The organism is Cyanobacteriota bacterium (genome assembly GCA_025054735.1).
Lineage (GTDB): Bacteria > Cyanobacteriota > Cyanobacteriia > SKYG9 > SKYG9 > SKYG9.
Window position 1 is genome coordinate 1 of the sequence record JANWZG010000460.1, and the last position, 2,817, is coordinate 2,817.

3 protein-coding genes are annotated in these 2,817 nt (G+C 48.8%); 2 read left to right on the plus strand and 1 reads right to left on the minus strand.

What is annotated here, in order from left to right; translation table 11 throughout:
- Nucleotides 1–779 (minus strand): filamentous hemagglutinin N-terminal domain-containing protein (locus NZ772_16790; protein MCS6815212.1); only part of this gene is annotated, 779 nt, incomplete at its 3' end.
- 273 nt (nt 780–1,052) lie between these two features.
- Between NZ772_16790 and NZ772_16795 the strand changes: the two genes are divergently transcribed.
- Nucleotides 1,053–1,295: a hypothetical protein gene (locus NZ772_16795; GenBank protein MCS6815213.1), complete on the plus strand. Its 243-nt coding sequence runs from the start codon at nt 1,053–1,055 to the stop codon at nt 1,293–1,295.
- A gap of 197 nt (nt 1,296–1,492) precedes the next feature.
- A complete protein-coding gene (locus NZ772_16800; protein MCS6815214.1) occupies nt 1,493–2,815 on the plus strand; it encodes a hypothetical protein in 1,323 nt (440 codons plus the stop codon).
- The last annotated feature ends 2 nt before the right edge of the window (nt 2,816–2,817 follow it).

The window sequence follows — 2,817 nt, forward strand, 5'->3', positions numbered from 1 at the left end:
GAAGCCCCCTTCTCGCTACCTAGAAGAAGAGGTTTGGGGGATGAGAGCAACTCTTGACTGACGGGTATGAGGCCCTCACCCCCTGTGTCCCCCTCTCCCAAGCTGGGCGAGGGGGAAAGAGAAGCTGAAGTCCCCTTCTCGCTACCTGGGAAGAGGAAGTGGGGGGAAGAGGGATTCGTTAACCATGCCTCTGGGTTAGTATCCCCCGCCTGCAAGCCGGGAGTCACGGCTACCGTGAGTAGGGGTGGGGCTTGGGGGTTGGTGGCGCTGAACTGGCTGCCATCAGGGAGGAGAAAACTATCGGCGGTGCTGGCAGTGAAGGATCCAGCAATGTCTAGCTTGACGTTGGCACCGAAGAGAATACCGTGGGGATTGAGCAGGAATAGGCTAGCGGCTCCGTCTACCCCTAAGGTGCCCAGGATGTGGGAGAGATTGTTACCAGTGACGCGGGTGAGGATGCTGTCGATGCTAGTGGGGTTGGCGAAGTAGACCCGTTGCTGGTCTGCCACGTTGAAATCCTGGAAGCTATGGTAGAGGTTGGTGCCTCTGGTAGCGCCCCCCTGGATCAGGTCAGCCGGGAGGCCACGCACAGGGGCATTAGGGGTGACAGTGCTAGCTTCACTGCCTAGGGTATTGTCGGGGATGAGTTGGGCTTGGGTCGGTGGGGCTATCAGCAGTGAACCAAGTGCTACCAGTAATGGCAGGATTTGGGAGCATGAGTTGCATCGTTGTACTGGCAGATGTTGAGCGATCGCTGGCAAACAATTCTCTCGATGCATAGAGACTCCCTAATCGAGCAGACCGGATGAATGGAGAGTAGCATATCAGATGCTTTGAGAATCACCGAATCGTTCAACGGAAAAATTAACACGATCGCTGTTTCAGAGCGAACTACCTACTGTTGATTAGGTAGTTAGGGATTTACCGACACAGACTCTCCCTATCTCTGGCTGAGAGCGCCTACGTTGCCAACCGTTACACACTAGCTTGGTTCCCGGCGTGACTATCTGATAGTTAAATAGCCAACCTAATAGTTGAGCGTGGGGTTGACCATGACTTCTAAACCGCAGTGCCACTGCCATGTAAACTACTCCTTAATCAATTTTGCTTTCTTGATGTGGGCGTTGCTGTATAGCGCTGCTCAAACTCAGATCGAGTCAAGCGATCGCCATTCTCTAACGGCGGTAGTGAAGGAGTCTGGGTTAGCTCTGCAACCATCACACCTATCCTCTGGCTTGGTCTTTCCAGCGTGGTTGTTCCCAACGGGGCATGGTATTCCCTTTGATTGGACTTGATCGACCACTTTTAGAGGGAGAATGGCCTGAGCTGTAGCGGTGTTCAGAGTTCCAAACGCCTGCTCTAACTGGAAAATTTTTCCAAATCACTAATTATGATTAGGTGGTTTTTTATCAAAATCCCTAACAGCTATCAGGTTACATAAACCCAGCCTTTCCCATAGGATTAACGGCGTACAAGTTAGAAGGATGTCGCTATGACTGCTATTCAGCTCTCACCTACTGTTGTGCCGTCCATCTCTATGTCAGACTATACCAACCTAGCCCAAGCTCAAGAGCTAATCTATGAATACTTTCTTCAGATTATCAGGCAGAAATCCTCAACTGAGGTGTTGGTGGAATTTCGTCAACTCATCATTCACTGCCAGGATGTAGCTGATACCAAGGTGCTGACCGCATTCTACAGCATTCTCTTGTCTAACCAAGAGGTTGTTTTTCGGAATACGTTGAAACGATGCTGCTACATTCTAGTAAACCATTGGGAACTGCATCGCTGCTACAGCCAAATTCAGGCATTGGTATACTTGTTTGCTGATGAGTTAATCCAACGATCGACTAGTTCCTCTACCCTACGGCAACTGCGTAGATGGCTCAAGCATTTTATTCAAAGCTCAGACTACCAGGATCTCTGTTTATTTGCCTTTCGCCATGGGGTATTGACAGCGGGAGATCCGTGGGTTGATCGATACCACACCTATCGCTTGGTTTATCAAGCAGTTGATCCCCATAATCCTGTAGAGCAACGTCGTGCCGCTCACATTGCGGCTGCTCAGTTGAAACAGCGGTTCAAATTTGAGCTAGCAATGTATACTGCTCGTTGTCAAACAATCAAGGGGGTTGGTAAGGAGCAGACTGATTGCCCGCGAAATCCTACCCAATTGGGGGATGAGGTGTTGTGGCTAGTGAAGACGATCGTTGCTCAACAGGGTCAGTTTAGGCATCAAACATTAGCTCGGCTGTTCCTACAGGAAGTTAAGGATGTGAATTATCAAACCTTCAAAACAGGGTTGATGAGCTACATCACCTATTCAGTAGATTCCCAACCCTTTACCCAAGCAGTGCGATCGAAGTTGATGGCCAAGTTGACTCATTTTCAGGTCAATCAGAATCATGACCCTGTGAACCAGCAATTGTTGGTCTCTACCTGTGAATATTTGGTGGATTGTTTTACCTGTGAAGATGGTGAGTCACCAGCAGCCCTATTTCATCTGTTTCAGATACAAAGCTTACCGCTAACCTTAGTGATGGTGTTGTTAAAACTAGTACTGATTGCCCCTCAAAGCCGTATGCATCTAGAGGCACGGCTATCACAGCTTATCCAACACTATAGTGTTTTGCACCTAGAAGCCTGTCAGAGCTTTGTCACATTTTTAGAGGTATTGCAGGTTGCCTTTGCTATTTGTTGTGAGGATGTAGAGTATAACCTCGTAGAAATGCCCTATCAGTCTGGTGCTGAAGGAAATGTTACTAGCCTTGATCACTATCGTCTATTCTCTCAGTGGAAGCGGAAACAACCATAATC

Bases quoted from the DNA above. Each gene is read 5' to 3' on its own strand.
- NZ772_16795 (MCS6815213.1), top strand. From the start codon at position 1,053: ATGACTTCTAAACCGCAGTGCCACTGCCATGTAAACTACTCCTTAATC.
- NZ772_16800 (MCS6815214.1), top strand. From the start codon at position 1,493: ATGACTGCTATTCAGCTCTCACCTACTGTTGTGCCGTCCATCTCTATG.